General features: G+C 31.0%; 16 protein-coding genes, 11 tRNA genes and 2 rRNA genes. 27 read left to right on the forward strand and 2 right to left on the reverse strand.

The features are described 5' to 3' along the window. The 27 genes from J2Z39_RS03090 to J2Z39_RS03215 all read left to right on the forward strand — a co-directional run. A 23S ribosomal RNA gene (locus J2Z39_RS03090) occupies positions 1-89 on the forward strand; the annotation flags it as partial. A 164-nt stretch (positions 90-253) separates the two neighbouring features. Next, positions 254-370, forward strand: a 5S ribosomal RNA gene (gene rrf, locus J2Z39_RS03095). 77 nt (positions 371-447) lie between these two features. Next, a tRNA-Asn gene (locus J2Z39_RS03100) sits at positions 448-522 on the forward strand. Between the two features lie 5 nt (positions 523-527). Then, positions 528-604: transfer RNA gene (locus J2Z39_RS03105), tRNA-Met, on the forward strand. Positions 605-684: 80 nt separating this feature from the next. Continuing rightward, a tRNA-Met gene (locus J2Z39_RS03110) sits at positions 685-761 on the forward strand. 58 nt (positions 762-819) lie between these two features. Further along, positions 820-894: transfer RNA gene (locus tag J2Z39_RS03115), tRNA-Glu, on the forward strand. Positions 895-1,098: 204 nt separating this feature from the next. Continuing rightward, positions 1,099-1,173, forward strand: a tRNA-Glu gene (locus tag J2Z39_RS03120). A 133-nt stretch (positions 1,174-1,306) separates the two neighbouring features. Next, a tRNA-Val gene (locus J2Z39_RS03125) sits at positions 1,307-1,382 on the forward strand. Between the two features lie 84 nt (positions 1,383-1,466). Beyond that, positions 1,467-1,543, forward strand: a tRNA-Asp gene (locus J2Z39_RS03130). Between the two features lie 26 nt (positions 1,544-1,569). Further along, positions 1,570-1,645 (forward strand) — tRNA-Thr (locus J2Z39_RS03135). A 21-nt stretch (positions 1,646-1,666) separates the two neighbouring features. Then, positions 1,667-1,741: transfer RNA gene (locus J2Z39_RS03140), tRNA-Gly, on the forward strand. Positions 1,742-1,796: 55 nt separating this feature from the next. After that, a tRNA-Gly gene (locus tag J2Z39_RS03145) sits at positions 1,797-1,870 on the forward strand. 159 nt (positions 1,871-2,029) lie between these two features. Next, positions 2,030-2,106, forward strand: a tRNA-Arg gene (locus tag J2Z39_RS03150). Positions 2,107-2,166: 60 nt separating this feature from the next. Next, the gene (locus tag J2Z39_RS03155; protein WP_209813748.1) at positions 2,167-2,499 is read left to right on the forward strand and encodes a 6-pyruvoyl trahydropterin synthase family protein; all 333 of its coding nucleotides are present in this window, start codon (positions 2,167-2,169) and stop codon (positions 2,497-2,499) included. Further along, entirely contained in the window at positions 2,489-3,145 is a 657-nt protein-coding gene (locus tag J2Z39_RS03160; RefSeq protein WP_209813749.1) for a radical SAM protein, read from the forward strand. Before J2Z39_RS03155 ends, J2Z39_RS03160 begins: the two co-directional genes overlap by 11 nt. Positions 3,146-3,358: 213 nt before the next feature. Further along, entirely contained in the window at positions 3,359-5,899 is a 2,541-nt protein-coding gene (cas3, locus tag J2Z39_RS03165; protein WP_209813751.1) for a CRISPR-associated helicase Cas3', read from the forward strand. An 8-nt stretch (positions 5,900-5,907) separates the two neighbouring features. Further along, positions 5,908-6,057 carry a CRISPR-associated endonuclease Cas2 gene (gene cas2 / locus J2Z39_RS08670; RefSeq protein ID WP_316235867.1) on the forward strand — a complete coding sequence of 50 codons (150 nt, stop codon included), beginning with the start codon at positions 5,908-5,910 and terminating at the stop codon, positions 6,055-6,057. Between the two features lie 25 nt (positions 6,058-6,082). Beyond that, positions 6,083-6,202: a CRISPR-associated endonuclease Cas2 gene (locus J2Z39_RS08675; RefSeq protein ID WP_316115974.1), complete on the forward strand. Its 120-nt coding sequence runs from the start codon at positions 6,083-6,085 to the stop codon at positions 6,200-6,202. Positions 6,203-6,602: 400 nt separating this feature from the next. Beyond that, the gene (locus tag J2Z39_RS03175; protein ID WP_209813753.1) at positions 6,603-7,883 is read left to right on the forward strand and encodes a S1C family serine protease; all 1,281 of its coding nucleotides are present in this window, start codon (positions 6,603-6,605) and stop codon (positions 7,881-7,883) included. 295 nt (positions 7,884-8,178) lie between these two features. Next, positions 8,179-8,502: a YlxM family DNA-binding protein gene (gene ylxM, locus J2Z39_RS03180; protein WP_117521179.1), complete on the forward strand. Its 324-nt coding sequence runs from the start codon at positions 8,179-8,181 to the stop codon at positions 8,500-8,502. An 11-nt stretch (positions 8,503-8,513) separates the two neighbouring features. Further along, positions 8,514-9,857 (forward strand): signal recognition particle protein, encoded by a 1,344-nt coding sequence (ffh, locus tag J2Z39_RS03185; RefSeq protein WP_117521181.1) that lies wholly within the window; start codon positions 8,514-8,516, stop codon positions 9,855-9,857. A 53-nt stretch (positions 9,858-9,910) separates the two neighbouring features. After that, positions 9,911-10,156, forward strand: coding sequence for a 30S ribosomal protein S16 (gene rpsP, locus J2Z39_RS03190; protein ID WP_101540903.1), 246 nt, complete (start codon positions 9,911-9,913; stop codon positions 10,154-10,156). A 4-nt stretch (positions 10,157-10,160) separates the two neighbouring features. Further along, positions 10,161-10,385: a KH domain-containing protein gene (locus J2Z39_RS03195; protein ID WP_209813755.1), complete on the forward strand. Its 225-nt coding sequence runs from the start codon at positions 10,161-10,163 to the stop codon at positions 10,383-10,385. Then, on the forward strand, positions 10,382-10,867 hold the full coding sequence (gene rimM / locus J2Z39_RS03200; RefSeq protein ID WP_117521185.1) for a ribosome maturation factor RimM: 486 nt from the start codon (positions 10,382-10,384) through the stop codon (positions 10,865-10,867). Before J2Z39_RS03195 ends, rimM begins: the two co-directional genes overlap by 4 nt. Beyond that, positions 10,860-11,567 (forward strand): tRNA (guanosine(37)-N1)-methyltransferase TrmD, encoded by a 708-nt coding sequence (gene trmD, locus J2Z39_RS03205; protein ID WP_117521187.1) that lies wholly within the window; start codon positions 10,860-10,862, stop codon positions 11,565-11,567. The genes rimM and trmD overlap by 8 nt, the downstream gene beginning before the upstream one ends. After that, positions 11,554-11,901, forward strand: coding sequence for a 50S ribosomal protein L19 (gene rplS, locus J2Z39_RS03210; protein ID WP_117521189.1), 348 nt, complete (start codon positions 11,554-11,556; stop codon positions 11,899-11,901). The genes trmD and rplS overlap by 14 nt, the downstream gene beginning before the upstream one ends. A gap of 1,018 nt (positions 11,902-12,919) precedes the next feature. Beyond that, the gene (locus J2Z39_RS03215; protein ID WP_209813756.1) at positions 12,920-14,161 is read left to right on the forward strand and encodes an aminotransferase class I/II-fold pyridoxal phosphate-dependent enzyme; all 1,242 of its coding nucleotides are present in this window, start codon (positions 12,920-12,922) and stop codon (positions 14,159-14,161) included. Positions 14,162-14,212: 51 nt separating this feature from the next. On the opposite strand, the gene J2Z39_RS03220 is transcribed toward J2Z39_RS03215, so the two are convergent. Together J2Z39_RS03220 and J2Z39_RS03225 are read right to left on the reverse strand one after the other, a co-directional pair. Then, entirely contained in the window at positions 14,213-15,955 is a 1,743-nt protein-coding gene (locus J2Z39_RS03220) for a phosphoenolpyruvate carboxykinase (protein WP_209813758.1), read from the reverse strand. A 178-nt stretch (positions 15,956-16,133) separates the two neighbouring features. Then, positions 16,134-16,454, reverse strand: a complete 321-nt coding sequence (locus J2Z39_RS03225) for a hypothetical protein (protein WP_209813760.1) — start codon at positions 16,452-16,454, stop codon at positions 16,134-16,136. Positions 16,455-16,537 lie beyond the last annotated feature (83 nt).

Raw genomic sequence — 16,537 nt, forward strand, 5'->3', positions numbered from 1 at the left:
GTACGTAAAGAAAATACGTTTGATAGGTCCAAGGTGTAAGTGCAGTAATGTATTAAGCTAATGGATACTAAACTTTAAATCTTGACTGGAAATATGGTTTGCTATTCAATGGTTCATAAATACCAACCTAAACTTTAAAATTGGCAGGTCGGCTTCAGAACGAAATCAGTCCTATAGCGTGCGGACATCATGTTTTCTATTTCGCGACATTTGACCTACCAACGAAAACAAGTTTTCAGGTTAGGTCAAGAAATACAGTGGCGATGGCAGTAAGGATACACCTGTTCCCATACCGAACACAGAAGTTAAGCTTACTAACGCCGATGGTACTCGGAGGGTGACCTCCCGGTAGAGTAGGAAGCTGCTGAACATTTAATATCAGCTAGCCATTTTGGCTAGTGAGATATAAAATGGAAAATATAGTATAGATTTAATTAAGTATGATATGCTTAGGTAGCTCAATGGTGGAGCACCCGGCTGTTAACCGGTAGGTTGTGGGTTCGAGTCCCACCCTGAGCGCCAAGTGTCGCGGGATAGAGCAGTTTGGTAGCTCGTCGGGCTCATAACCCGGAGGTCGTTGGTTCAAATCCAGCTCCCGCAACCAAATATTAATAAATTTCAACTTATATTGTTTATGAAGTATTCGTAATTTTGAAAAAATCAATAATAATTTTTATTTTATATGGCGAAGTAGCTCAGCTGGCTAGAGCATTCGGTTCATACCCGGAGTGTCAACGGTTCAAGTCCGTTCTTCGCTACCATTTTTTAATATCTTTTGCTTCGTTGAGATTATCAACGGAGTGATCCTTATTGATCTTTGGCCCCATGGTCAAGCGGTTAAGACATCGCCCTCTCACGGCGGGTTCTCGGGTTCGAATCCCGATGGGGTCACCATATAGTTCACTAATTAGTGCGTAAAGAGTTTTTTTGATCCTAACTAAACACAAGTAAGTTGGATTGAAGATAGGTCGAAGAATATCGCAAAGCTCAAGCATAAGCTATCCACTACATTTAGGACTGATTTGGCTAACGAAGTCGACTAAGACATCTTAAAGCAAATCTTTAAGGATAATAAGTATATGATACATTATTTAATAAGGCCCTATGGTCAAGCGGTTAAGACACCACCCTTTCACGGTGGTATCCCGAGTTCGAATCTCGGTAGGGTCACCATAATGACCTATCGCCATTGCAAAAGCAAATGGATTGAAGGTCAGATGTCGCAGCGTTTCAAAGTTGCTTGTCAACTTTGTCAGCAAGCCGACTAGCTGATTAAAATGTATACTAAGTGCTGAATTTTAATTACGGAAGTATAGCTCAGTTGGGAGAGCATCTGCCTTACAAGCAGGAGGTCACAGGTTCGAGCCCTGTTACTTCCACCAAAACTATGATCTACTTAGCTCTAGAGATATCATTTAGAGTAATGTAGTAAGACATAAGTATTAGAATAAAAACTGATAATTTATGGCCTGGTAGTTCAGCTGGTTAGAATGCCGCCCTGTCACGGCGGAGGTCGTGGGTTCGAATCCCATCCAGGTCGCCATTTGGATTGCAACAGTGATCCAATGCGCTGATGTAGCTCAATTGGCAGAGCAATTGATTTGTAATCAATAGGTTGTAGGTTCAAGTCCTATCATCAGCTCCAAATCGAATAACTCTTATTTATGCGGATGTGGCTCAGTGGTAGAGCATCGCCTTGCCAAGGCGAGGGTCGCGAGTTCGAATCTCGTCATCCGCTCCACAAATTCACCAGATGTCCCGAACAATAGATGTTTGGTCATGGTGTTTTTTTATATGCGGGTGTAGCTCAGTGGTAGAGCCCCAGCCTTCCAAGCTGGTTGCGAGGGTTCGATTCCCTTCACCCGCTCCAAGTTACTTATAGTGTTTCAAATATTATACATTTGAAATCTTTAAGAAGAACTAAGAGATTTTCGAAGAACTAGCTAAAGAAATATAGGCTTTAGTATTTTTTGTGAATTATATTATTGTTAAATCTTTTATAATATAAAAATTATATATTTGTATATTTGCGTCATTAGCTCAGCTGGATAGAGCGTCTGGCTACGGACCAGAAGGCCTGGGGTTCGAATCCTCAATGACGCGCCAAATTAGAGTACTTTTAAAGTACTCTTTTTTACTATTAATATTTTATTTTAGGAGTGTAATATGTATTATATAAAAAAGAATATAGAAATTAGTGCAAGCCATCAGTTACATTTGCCTTATGAAAGCAAGTGTAATGGACTTCATGGTCATAATTATGATATAAACATTTATTGTAAAAGTAAAGAACTTGATGAAAATGGAATGGTCTTAGATTTTACTCATATTAAGAAAAAGGTAATGGATAAACTAGATCATAAAAACCTCAATGAAGTATTAGATGTAGCTACAACTGCCGAAAATATTGCTCGTTGGATTTGTGAACAGCTTGGTCCTAAATGCTACAAAGTTAAAGTAGCTGAGTCAAAAGGTAATTTGGCAATTTATGAAAGATAAAAAACTAGATATAAATGAAATTTTTTATAGTATAGATGGTGAAGGCATTACTGCTGGTCAGCTTGCTATATTTATTAGATTAAATGCTTGTAATCTAAGATGTAGTTACTGTGATACTTCTTATGCCCTGGAAGTTAAAAATAATTATATGGATTTTGATCATATATTTGGTATTATAAATCAATATCCATCTAAACATATAACAATAACTGGTGGAGAACCCTTATATCAACAAGGAATTATTGATTTTATTGAGCAATTATCTAAAAGAGGTTATAGGGTTAATATAGAAACTAATGGTAGTATAAGTGTAAAAGAGCTTATTAATATTGATAAAACAATTATAACCTTAGATATTAAAACACCCTATTCAAATATGGACCAAGAAAATTTATATGAAAATTTAAATTATCTAAGAGGTAATGATGTATGTAAATTTGTTGTTGGAAGTATCGAAGATTTAGAATTTACTTATAAAATTATTGATAAATATAAACCAAAGAGTCAAATATTCTTATCACCAGTCTATAATTCAATTGATACAGCTGATATTGTAGAGTTTATGAAAATAAAGGGTTACGATAATGTAAAATTACAGCTTCAGATTCATAAATATATTTGGGATCCGGATAAAAGAGGAGTGTGATTTTTAACTACATCCAATATTCTAGTAATTCAAATATACTAGAATATGCGTTATGATAATAAATATAGTTATAATAATGGATATATATAAGTAGGTAATGCTTGAGTTAGCATGCCTACTTTTTTATTGATTTTTAAAAAAATGCTAATGTACTTATATTTAAAAATATATTAAAGTAATAATTAAATATCTTTTATATTACTAGGAGGATTTATGATTATAGCTCACAAAGATGAAAACGGTAGAGAACAATCACTATTTAATCATTTAATAAATGTAGGTAATGGAAGTTTTAATTTAGGTAAGCAACTAGATATTGAGTATATATCCTTGTTAGTTGGTCTTTTACATGATCTTGGTAAGGCAGACCCCTTGTTTCAAGATAAAATAATGAATAATAAAAATATCAGTGTAAACCACTCTTCAGCTGGTGCAAAATATTTATATCAAATTTATTGTAAAGTAGGCGAGAAAAATGAGGACTTTAAAAGCCCTATATGTCAGTCTTATGCAGAAATTCTAATGTATGCTATAGAGGCCCACCATGGAGTTTTTGATATTGGTACTTATAATAAACAAGTTATCAATAGTATATACCAAAGAATTGAAAATTATACTCTAAATAGAAAATATAGTTATAACTTAGTAAGGAATTATGCAAATAGTATTATAGACGAATATTGTAATAAAAAGTATAAGCTTTCTATTGAGGAAACCTTTACAAAAGGATTTGAAGAATATAAGAATATTATAGAAAAGCTAGAATTAGAAAAATCAGATAATCCAGATATAGACTTTAATTATTATAACCACTGTATAATTAGACTTATCCTATCTATACTAAAAAATGAAGATATCTATGATACTATAAATTCTTATGAAAAAATTATAGATAAAAAAACTAATGATGAAAGTCAAGAAATTATAGAATATTTTTACCATCAAATAGAAGCTGAGTATGGATCTTACCCTCCACCAACTAACGATATTAATAAGGTAAGGGCAAGCATAGTAGATGATATTCGCACCAGATGTGATACAGATAGTAATGGAATTTATAAACTAGATTTACCTACAGGGGCGGGCAAAACCAAAATATCATTGCTATACTCACTCCATCAAATGAAAAACAATCATAAAAATAAGATGATTTATATAGCTCCCTTCTTATCAATTCTTGAACAAAATGCGTCTGAATATAGAAAAACTTTAGCAAATGATAAGTATATATTAGAGCATCACTCAAATGTAGGTGATAATACTCCTTTTGATAATGAAGATAATGATGATGATAATAAAGCTGCTATGAAAGAGTATATAAAAGAATCCTGGGATCAAATAGTAATCCTATCTACTATGGTACAATTCTCCAATACCTTATTTAAATCAAGATCATCAAATCTTAGAAGATTTTATAATTTAAGTAATAGTGTGATCATCTTAGATGAAGTCCAATCCTTACCAGATGAGATGACCCATATCTTTAACCTAATGATCAATTTTATAAGTAAGGTGATGAAGTCTGTAATTATCCTATGTTCAGCTACCCAACCTAGCTTAGACCATGATTCCATTAGCCATAAGATTATATATGGTGGCTCTAATAACGAAGATTATAACCTGGTACAACTAGATGATAGGCAAAAACAAATCTTTGACCGAGTAGAGGTAAGTTTATTAAATGATGGCAAAGAATCCAAGCTAGCTGACATATATAACTCTGTATTAAATGATAACCAAAAATCAACCCTTATAATTTTAAATACTAAAAAATCTGTAATGAACTTGTATGAAATGTTTGAAGAAGCTATGGATGATAAAAGCAAATTATATTATTTAACTACCAATATGTGCCCAAAACATAGGCTTGATATCATAAATGAGATAAAAGATAAGTTAGATAATGACATAGATGTTGTAGTTATTAGCACTTCCTTAATAGAAGCAGGGGTGAATTTAGATTTTAGAAGATTATATAGGTCATATGCAGGCTTTGACTCTATTATCCAGGCCATGGGCAGGTGTAATAGAGAAGGAAAATATGATAAGTGCGAGGCCTACTTAGTAAATCTAGATAAGGATGATGAAAAGTTAGGTAATCTAAAATCTATTGAAAATAAAAAGAATATAACAAAAAAAGTTTTATACAACTATGATGGAAACTTTGATATAGAAGATTTAAATAAAAAATATTATGCTAAGCTATTTTCTAACCTAGATGACCTAGATAAAAAGGTGGTAGATAATAAAACACTACTGGATTTACTTTCTTTAAATAAAGAAATTAGACAAAGTGGGGATATTGAAGGAATAAATGCCCAAGCTTTAAAAGAAGCCTCTGATAAGTTTAGCCTTATAGAGGATAATAGTGATTCTGTAATTGTTTACTATGATGAAAGTTACGCTTTGATAGAAGAACTGTTAGCAGCAATAGAAGAATTTAGAGGTTATGATGGTAACAAAGAAAAAATTAATGAAATCAAAATCTTATTAAACAAACTCCAACCATACACTATAAGTATATATAATTCCAAAGATTTTGAAAAAAAGGAAACAGGAGCAGTATTATTAAATGATAAGGGCAGGGCAAAGGTGCTAGAAAATTGGCAAAAAAGAAAACAAGATGAGATAATGCATCCATTTATTAATGAAAAGATAAAGATAGGACTATTACCACATGTGCAAGCTATGCTTCTAAATAGGTACATCCGAGGAGATTTAGAAGCATATCCACCATTTCTGATGAAAGGCTAATTATTATGATGGTATTGATCACTTATGATGTAAATACAAAGTCAGAATCAGGTACTAAAAGACTAAGGAAAATAGCAAAACAGTGCGTCAATTATGGCCAAAGAGTTCAAAATTCTGTATTTGAATGTTCACTTACACCTGCTCAATTAATTAATTAATTTAAAAAAGAAACTATTAGATATAATAGATGAAGAAAATGATAGTATTAGATTTTATAATTTAGGAAAAAACTGGCAAAATAGGGTAGAAACTATTGGAAAAGATAATAGCTATGATCCAGATAAAGATTTATTATTAGTATAGACAATCGTAATTACCCATAAAATACTAGTAGACTCGCGCTGTATATGAGTATAATATTAACAATATTTAGTAATTTCCGCATTTTTTTTTACTAAAATAATAATTAAAAATCCCTAAAAAATGCGGTCACCTCCTATACGGAGGTGTGGATTGAAATTAAAAACATTGGAATTAATCCTAAAACACTTTATCAGGTTACCTCCTATACGGAGGTGTAAATTGAGATCAGATGTATTAAAAATAGCATCACCTAATTAAGTTATGATTTATAAGTTTAATAATAAACTTATTTTTAAAACAATTGATTGTTCATTCTGAAACTTTATACTAAATTAATCCAAATAAGAGTATCATATATTTATAAATAAATATTAATTTATATTGATGGAAAGGAATTGATATGTCTGATAATAAAGTTAAGAAAAATAATGGTATGCCTTCTTTCTTATCTGCTTTGATTGGAGCGATAGTTGGTGGTTTACTGGTTTACTTTTTGGCTGGCGGATTTTCTGCTAAGAATAACGATAAAAATGAAGCTGTAAGCCCTAGTCCACAAACTCAGAATGAAGATAAAGCTAGAGAAAAAAAGAAAAAAGAAGAAGTGGATAAGAGTTTGGGTAAATTAAATTCTAATGATAATGATACTTCTATGGAATCTTTGGTTGTAAAAAAATCAATTGATAGTGTAGTAGGAGTTACTACAATGTCTGAGGTTGTTCAACAAACTATATGGGGTCCACAATCTGGCTATGTTGAAGGTATAGGTTCTGGTTCTATTGTAAGTAGTGATGGTTATATTTTAACTAATTCTCACGTTGTAAGTGATGGAGATGCTAGTGAAATAAGTGTTTTATTTAACGATGGAACTACTACTCCTGCAAAGCTTGTATGGAATGACTCAACTTTAGATCTTGCTATTATAAAGGTAGAAAAAGATAATCTTCCTGTAATGGAACTTGCTGATAGTGATGAGGTTGGAGTTGGAGATAGGGTGGTAGCTATAGGTAACCCTCTAGGATTTGAGCTTCAATCTACTGTAACAAGTGGTATTATCTCAGGTCTTAATAGAACTGTAAGTTTTCAAACAGGAGCACAAATGGATGGGTTAATGCAAACTGATGCTGCAATTAACTCTGGTAACTCTGGTGGAGCATTACTAAATACACTAGGAGAGCAAATAGGTATTAACTCTGCTAAGGCTGGTAATAGTGATGGTATAGGATTTGCAATTCCTATAAATATTGTAAAGCCGGTAATTGAACAAATTAAAAAAACTGGTGAGTATAAGTCAGTGTACTTAGGAATTAATGGCCAATCGGTAAGTTATTTAGCTCAATTTCCTCAAGCTAAACTAGGTAATTTAGCTGATAAAGAAGGTGTTTATGTATTCTCTGATTTTGATAATAATGGAGTATTTAAACAAGGAGATATAATAACAGCTGTTGATGGAAATAAGGTAACGGATATGGCTAGTCTTAGAAAAATGTTATTAGGATACCAAGTTGGGGAAACTGCCCAAATAACCATAATAAGAGATGGAAAAGAAAAGAATATTGACTTTGAATTTAAAATAGATTCATCTAATGTAGATGAATATAAAAAGGCAAGTCCTGATAATAAAGTTGAGAATAATAAGGATAGTGATAAAGGTAAGTTAAGTCCATTCTTTAACCTACCATAATATAAACTAGAGCTTACAAAATTGTAGGCTCTTTTTATGTGAAAAAGTGTTATTAAATAATTCTAATGATTGATAAATAAGGGAAAATAAATGTCAAGGAAAAATCTTGACATGATTATAAAACCATTGTATAATGTATCGGTCAAGTAATTTTCTTGACGATAGACCTGTCTATTAATGGAACTTTTGTAAGAAACATTACTATAAAATCGGGCAGGTAAGTAACCCTTATGAAAATATATTTAAGGGACAATTAAATCAATCCAGAAAAAAAGTGATCCCAATTGGTGATAATATGGAAAAAATTGTTAAAGTGGCCGAATTATTCGACATATATGGACCGCTTCTAAATGAAAAACAACGTGATGTTATAAATTGCTATTACAATGAAGATTTATCCTTGCAAGAGATAGCTGATAATAATGATAAGTCAAAACAAGCTATTTCAGATATGATGACTCGTTCAGTTGATAAATTATTTGAGTTTGAAGATGAGCTTTCTTTACTAAAGAAACAAGAGGAGCTCAAAGATGCTCTTATGAGTATAAGAGAGCTGATGGAAAGTTCAAATTATGAACAAGCAATTGAAAGAATAACACAAGAAATAGAAAAGATTTAGGGAGTGATGATATGGTGTTTGAAGGCCTATCTGATAGACTCCAAGAAACACTTGGAAAACTAACAGGAAAAGGAAAATTAACAGAAAAAGACATCGATGCTGCAATGCGAGAGATAAGACTTTCACTTCTTGAAGCTGATGTTAATTACAAAGTTGTAAAAGAATTTGTAAAAACAGTTAAAGAGAGATCGCTAGGCGCAGATGTAATGCAATCTCTATCTCCAGGTCAAATGGTAGTTAAGATAGTAAATGAAGAGCTAACCAATTTGATGGGAAAAGAGAATTCCAGATTAGACCTAAAGGGTAGCACACCTCATATGGTTATGATGGTTGGTCTCCAAGGCTCAGGTAAAACTACCCACTCTGGTAAACTTGTCCATATGTTAAAAAAAGAAAACAGAAATCCAATGCTCGCTGCCCTAGATATCTATAGACCAGCAGCTATCGAACAACTAAAAGTTGTTGGAAAAAGAGCGGACACATTTGTTTTTGAAGAGGGTAAACAGGATCCAGTAGTCACAGCTCAAAATGCTAAAAATTATGCAAGAGCAAATAATTATGACACAGTAATCCTCGATACAGCAGGACGTTTACAAATTGATGAAGATTTGATGGAAGAACTTCGAAGTATAAAAGAAGCTACTAAGCCTGATGAAATCCTACTTGTAGTAGATGCTATGACAGGTCAAGAGGCAGTTAACGTTGCTAAGACTTTCGATGAATATCTTGACATCACGGGTGTAATACTCACAAAGCTTGACGGTGATGCAAGAGGTGGAGCAGCACTATCAATTAGGCAAGTAGTAGGCAAGCCTATCAAATTTGTCGGTGTAGGTGAAAAATTAGAAGATCTAGAACCATTTTATCCAGACAGGATGGCAAATAGGATCCTAGGTATGGGTGATGTACTTTCTCTAATCGAAAAAGCCGAAGCTCAAATAGACATGCAAAATGCTAAAGAGCTAGAAGAAAAAATGAGAAATCAAACTTATACCCTAGATGATTTTATGGATCAGATAAAACAAATCCAAAATATGGGGCCGTTAGAAGACTTACTAGCAATGATTCCTGGAGTAAATAACAAAATGCTTAAACAAATCAATGTAGATGATTTAGGATTTCAAAAAATAGAAGCTCTTATCAATTCAATGACTAAACAAGAGCGTGAGAAACCAGAGATCATAGGTAAGAAGAGGAAAGAAAGAATTTCTAAGGGATCTGGAGTAGATGTAAGAGAATTAAATAAGCTCTTAAAGCAATTTAAAGAACTTAAAAAAATGATGAAACAAGTATCTAATATGAATCCAAAGGGTAAAAAAGGTAGAGGATTTAGGATGCCTAAATTACCATTTTAATCATATATAATATTTAGCAATTCATCAAAAGAAACGAATGAAAGGAAGAAGAAATGGCAGTAAAAATTAGATTAAAAAGAATGGGACAAAAGAAAAGACCATTCTATAGAGTTGTTGTAGCAGATTCAAGAAGCCCAAGAGATGGTAAATTCATTGAAGAAATTGGTTACTATAATCCAGTAAGCGAGCCAAAAGAGTTCAAAATAGACAATGAAAGAGCCAAATACTGGGTTGGTACAGGTGCAAAACCAACATCAATCGTTGAAAAACTTTTCAATGATAATGATGTCTTAGCTTAATATCATGAAAGAATTAGTAGAAGTAATAGTAAAAGAACTTGTAGAAGATAAAAAATCCGTTGAGATTGAAGAAACTCGCAATGATGGCGAAGTAAATATAATTATCCATGTAGCAGAAGCTGACAAAGGACGTGTAATAGGAGTAAGGGGCAATATAATAAATTCCATCCGTTCCATAGCAAGAGCAGCTGCTATAAAGGAAGATTGCAAGGTTAATATAAAAATATGAGAATAACAGTAGCAGAGATAGTAACTACACATGGCATCAATGGCAATCTTAAAGTGAAAAACTTAAGTGATAATGAAAAAAGATTTGAAAATGGGGAAAAGCTACTCATAGACAATGAAGAACTTACAGTAGAGTCCTCATTTGACCAAAAGGGTCTAAAAGTTATTAAATTTGAAGAATATAATAATATAAATGACGTTCTAAAATTTATAGGCAAAGATATAACTATTGAAGATAAAGATTTAGGAAAACTTCACGAAGATGAGTATTATGTTTTTCAATTAGAAGGACTTGATGTATACGATAATGGGCAAAAAGTCGGTACAATCAAGGAGGTAATAACAGGTGTATATCCAAATGATGTTTATGTTATAAAAACAGATAAAGATGAAGTTTACTTTCCAGCTTTAAATGCTACTGTAAAAAAAGTTGATTTAGAAAATGGATTTATAGAAATAGAAAACTTTAGTGACTATGAATAAAATAACCATTCTTACCCTATTTCCAGAAAGTTTTGAGTTTCTTAAAACTTATGGAGTCATAGGTAAGGCTATATCAAAAGGATTACTAGAATTAGAATTTGTAAATATTAGAGATTTTTCAAATGATAAGCACAATCATGTAGATGATACAGTTTATGGGGGAGCAGCAGGCATGCTTATGAAGCCAAAGCCTCTCTACGATGCCTTAATGTCTGTAAAAAAAACGAACTCTAAAGTAGCTTATATGTCAGCTACTGGTAGAGTATTAGATCAGAAATTAGCAATCAACTTAGCAGATATAGAGCATCTAATATTAATATGTGGTCACTATGAAGGCATAGATGCAAGAATAATAAACCACTATGTAGACTATGAAATATCTATAGGAGATTATGTGCTAACAGGAGGAGAAATTCCTGCTATGGTACTAATAGACTCCATGTCAAGATTTATAGATGGAGTAGTAGGTAAGGAAGAATCCCTAAAAACAGATTCCCATTACAATACATTATTGCAGCAAGATGAATATACCAAGCCAAGAAATTTTAACGGCTACTTCGTGCCACATGAGTTGGTAAGCGGAGATCATAAGAAAATTGCAGCTTGGAATAAAAAGTCAGCAATAGAAAAAACAAAAAAAGTCAGACCAGATTTATATGAAAAATTCCTAAGAGAGGAGAATGAAAATGGACTTAATTAAAAAAATAGATCAAGAAAATTCACGTGAAGATCAATTCGATTTTAACGTAGGGGATACAGTTAGAATATCTTATAGAATCAAAGAAGGTGACAAAACTAGACTTCAAGACTTTGAAGGAACAGTTATCAAAATTAAAGAAGGTGGAATCAACAAATCATTTACACTTAGAAGAATTTCTTACGGTGTAGGTGTTGAAAGAACATTCCTTTATAATTCACCAAGAATTGAAAAACTTGTAGTAACAAGACACGGTAAAGTACGTCGTGCAAAACTTAACTACCTAAGAGATCGTCAAGGTAAGGCTACAAAAGTAAAAGAAAAAACAAATTATTAATATAAATGGGCTGTTGCAGAACTATGAATAATTATCGTCCTATCATTAAAAGATTCTTTTAGGAAATTTTTTATATAGCCTGCCGACTTATGGAGGTAAAATTTTCGTAGAGGTTCTTCTAATGATTTTGGGACTATTTATTCATGATGCAATAGTCCTTTTTTATTTGATAATTTAAATTAGTTGAAAGAACGAATGCGGATAAAACAAAGATCATGTGCTATGCATGTGGAACAATTTAGATTTAGTTTAAAGCCAAAAAATTCTCACTTGTAATATAATTATGATAACTACAGGCATAATTAAATAAGGATAATAAATTGGATAACGTAATTTATCGCATACAAAATGAAGATATAAATATCGCATAATACTTGCAGCAAAATTTAGAAGGCAAGAAATAAAATAGTATATACAAAATCAATTAAAAGAAATTTAATACACTGATTAAATAAGTATAAAAAATACGAAGATCCACTTATGAACAAGTTAGAATTAAAATAAATAAAAAAACTGCTTAATCAGTAGTTGGAACAGAGTTACGTATTGCCAAATACTTGGAATCCATACATAATAGAGACATTTATATTTGTATCTTATAGGCGATGTGCAAACTATCAGCTAAGATAGTAGTTTGGGTTACAACATATTTAATCTAGAAATTTCATTTTTAATATTATCTTCTAGGTAGGAGTCTAGAAATAAAAACTAGCTATAACCTGAATCAAACTTTGTCTAAAGATGGAAATAAAACATCTCCATTGAATATATATTCTCTCTTTATAAAAATTATCCTCCATACTAGAGGAAAGGTTTTTTCGCTTAAGAATTTTTGGTGAATTTGAAATAAAGCTTAGATAGCTTTTTAAATATTCCTTCTTTTTATTTTTTATTCATAATGTTCTCCTCACAAATATTTTGCTAACTAAATACTACTAAGTAGACAACAATTTTCTTTTCTTTAAAAAAATATTAATAAATGATACAATATTTTAAATAATGAAAAAGGGGAGATATTATGGGAAAAGATATTATAGCAGATCATGCAAGATGGCCAAGACTTGAAGATGAAATTTTCAAAGTAAGTGAAGAATGTAAAAGAGCAATAAAAGAAAAGGGAAGGGATAAGATTATAAATTCAACTCTTGGAACTTTGGTAGATGATGATGGAAATCTAATTGCTTTTAATAGTGTATATGATACATTAAAAAACATGGATAAAAAATCAATAGCAAGCTATGGGGCAATTGAAGGTGATGAAGCTTATCTTGACTTATTAGTTGATAAGTGTTTTGGCCCTTATAAACCAAAAGCTTATATAAAAGCTGTTGCAACTGCTGGAGGAACTGGAGCTGTAAGGCACAGTTTGTGGACATTCTTAAATCAGGGTGATTATGCAATTTGTCCGAATTGGTATTGGCCAGCTTATCTTACAATGTGTGAAGAATTTGACAGGGAATTTAAAACTTATGAATTTTTAGATGAGAACTTTAATTTCAATCTAGAAGAATTTACCAAAAGTTTAGACTTCGCTTTAGAGAAACGTGATAGAGTGGTTTGTATATTTAATTCTCCTGCCAATAATCCTACAGGTTTTAGCATAGAAGATTCTATGTGGGATAAGATACTTGATGTAATAAAGAATAGGGCAGTTGATGGGAAATACATCAATATTCTTCTTGATGTTGCCTATATAGAATTTGCAGGTGATGGATCTCAAAAGAAATTTTTCCAAAAATTTTCTTCCTTACCAGAAAATATTATAACAACAGTTGCCTATTCTATGAGTAAATCTTACACAGCTTACGGTTTAAGGGCTGGTGCTTGTATAATAATTTCATCAAATGAAGATATGGCAAATAGGGCCTTTGATTCAATGAAACATTCAAATAGAGCAAACTTGTCAAATATAACCCATGCTGGTATGAATATTTTAGTTGATATAGAAAATGATGAAGAAATGAAGAAGTCCTATGAAAATGAGCTTGAATTAAATAGGCTATTGCTTGAAAAAAGAGCTAAAGTTTTTGTAAAAAAGGCAAAGGAAATAGATCTTATCCATCTTCCATATTTTGGAGGATTTTTCATATCAATACCATGTGATAATCCAAAAGAGGTTTCCAAAAAATTAAAAGAGAAAAATATGTATATAGTTGCAAATAAAAATGGACTAAGATTTGCTGTTTGTGCAGTAAGTGAAGAAAAATGTGAGATTTCACCAAAACTTATAAAAGAAGCTATTGATGAAGTAAATAGATAAAAATAAAAACTCAAGCAAGATATTTTATATTTGCTTGAGTTTTTATAATTTTTACATATTTTTAATTAGTTCAAATAATTCAATGGCAGCAGCTTTTGGGCCTTCAAATTGCATATTTTCAAGTCCTAATTGAGTCCTTATTGTTCCTACCTTTACATTATTTTCAAATAAAGTTTCAAAGTATTGGTCTAATAATTTGTCACATTCTTTCATTTTTTGAACAGGTCCAAATGGATTTGCAAAATAAGTTTGAACAAGACCAGTTTCTGTTGTAGTTCCCTTGGCAAGCCTTGCTCCTCTTTTAAAGATTCTTAGAGCTTCTTTTTTCTCATCAAATATTTCTATTGAAGATTCATTGTCTAAAACCGCTGAGTAGTTATCAGCGTATAGGAAAAAGTCAACCTCATATCCCTTATTTATTTCTTCAAAACTTGCCACAGGCATTATAAGTCTTGAATTTACTTTGTCAGGATTCATAAAAATTGATCTGTCAATTTGCTTAAAGGCATAGCCAGCATCGAGATCGTCAAGTCTTACAAAAGCACCTATTTCTGTACCATAAGCATAAACTTTTTCATTCTTTATTCTAAATGATCCCATATCATCAAAGACTATGGTCATCTCTTTTATATAGTCTTTGGCAAGAGATCTAAAGGCTTCTATTGATTCGCTCTTTCCAGCTCCGCTATCACCAAGAATTACTATATTTACTGTTTTATTGTTTTGTAAAACTATTGAAAGACCAGCCCCATGTATTGGTAAATATCCCTTTTTTATATTTATTACATTGTTTAAGGTTAAAACCATTTTTTTCAAATAACCAAAATAGTCAATTTTATCGCTATAGGCAATATATCCAACATATAATTTATTTTCTTTATCATAATAGAAAGAATTTTTCCTATCACCTTTATCTTTTGGTCCATAAATATAAATGGCATCAGGAGTTCTTTCCTCTATTTCTTTAACATCTGCGAGTTCAAATAGGTTTGATGCTGAGACTCCATGAGTGAGAAGATCTCTATGAAAGAAAATATATATTAAATTATCTCCCACTTTTGCTGGATAGCAGAAGAAGTGTTTGTAATTTATATCTGTATCAAAAATTGGATTTTCATAAACTTCTTCAAATATTCCATCTCTTTTATTTGATTTAGTATAAGTGATATATGGAGTTTCAATCATAACTTTAGTTATAAAAGGAATTTTATTTAAATCTCCATAAATTTTTGGAAAGTCTTTATCAAAATATCTTATCATAATAGAAGCATCAGCTGCAGCAGGAACTTGTCTATAAACTTTTGGCCATTCTCCTATTATAGACATTTCAACTCTTCTGTAGGCTTGAAGGATCATATTCTTTAAATTTTCATTAATTTCAACAAAATTTACAACTCCAACTCCACGAGAATCTTTTTTTTGTTCTATTATTGAATATCTTTCAAGATTTCTCCAATAATTATAGAATTCCTCAACTATCTTTAATAGTCCGTCTTTTTCCTTATTTAGATTGTGATATTTGTTTATTTTCGATGAAACTTCGTCAATATTCATGACGGTAAGTAGCTTGAAAATATCAACTAATTCTTTTGAAAGAGAGTCTACAGAGGAATTAATAAAAAATTGTTCTATATATGTGTATACTCTTGATGATTCTTTTTTATGATAATTTATAAATGATTTTGTTAATTCAAGGAAAGAATCGCTATTTAAAAGCTCATTGACATCATTAAAAAATTGTTCTGATAAATTTAAGATAGCTTTATTTCCTGTAATTGAAAATTCTTTACTCATTTTGTTCTCCATTCTTTCTTCTTTTCTAATTTTATTGATAATTTTTATTAATTGTATATCAAAACTTGGTTAAAAACAAGGATAATAAAATGCTATTTAAATAAAAATTTATCATATTAGTATTTTAAACCGTTTATATTATAGTTTTTATCTACTCCTTATCTTAACTACTTTAAATTTATTCATTACTTTTCATAAATCTAATTTTCCGAAATATCATTATAATATATAAAATATCGATGACTATTATAGCTAGTAGTGGTATATCCTTAATTATATCTGTAAAGGTATTTAAAAATAATATTATAGTGCTAATTAAAAATAATAACAATTCATATTTTTTTAAAGAATTATTTTTAATATCTAAAAAGTAATTTGATATTAAAAACATTATAGTCAGGCTGCTCCATAAGATGGCGTTTTTATCATAAGTATATATAGATCCAATTAATATTAGTACAAAAATTATTAATAAAAATTTAGCGTATGTTTTTGTCATTTCTGTCTCCTATTTTAACTTTTAGTAGGTAATTACATAACAATAATATATAATCAGTATAATGATTATTCAACTTTATTCAA

The sequence above is a fragment of the Anaerococcus nagyae genome (genome assembly GCF_017874535.1).
In the GTDB taxonomy this organism is placed as follows: Bacteria; Bacillota; Clostridia; order Tissierellales; family Peptoniphilaceae; genus Anaerococcus; species Anaerococcus nagyae.